The organism is Clostridium aciditolerans (assembly GCF_016316925.1).
In the GTDB taxonomy this organism is placed as follows: domain Bacteria; phylum Bacillota; class Clostridia; order Clostridiales; family Clostridiaceae; genus Clostridium_AM; species Clostridium_AM aciditolerans.
The window spans coordinates 1-447 of sequence record NZ_JAEEGB010000063.1; the positions used below are offsets into that span (position 1 = coordinate 1).

Genomic DNA, 447 nt, shown 5'->3' on the forward strand with positions numbered 1-447 from the left:
ACGGAGTAAAAGGTATGGAGTTTGACAATGTATTTATTGTTAACTGTAATGAAGGGGTAAATCCTCATATCAACAGCATTCCTGGAAACATAGAAGAAGAAAGAAGGCTTTTTTACGTTGCTGCAACTAGAGCCATAGAAAACTTAAATATGTTTTCAACTAGAGTGTTAAAGGGTAAAAGTAAGGAAATATCAAGGTTTATAAATGAGAGCGGAATAGGATATAAGGAAGATTCAAAAGACGAAAAAGTATTTAGTGGAGACTACAAAACTGGAGAGTATGTTGTACATAAGGCCTTTGGAAAAGGAAAAATAGTATCAATTGAAGGTAACTGTATAAACATATCTTTCAAAAATGGTATAGAAAGAAAATTTGATATTGTTGTGCTGGAAAATAGTGATTTGTTAGTAAAGGCAAATTAGATGAATTAACAAGTTGGTTATAGAA

1 protein-coding gene is annotated in these 447 nt (G+C 31.3%); it reads left to right on the forward strand.

Features of this window, described 5'->3' with window-relative positions:
- The coding region (locus tag I6U51_RS24460) for a 3'-5' exonuclease (RefSeq protein WP_211145156.1) at window positions 1-422 on the forward strand (422 nt) is incomplete at its 5' end.
- Window positions 423-447 lie beyond the last annotated feature (25 nt).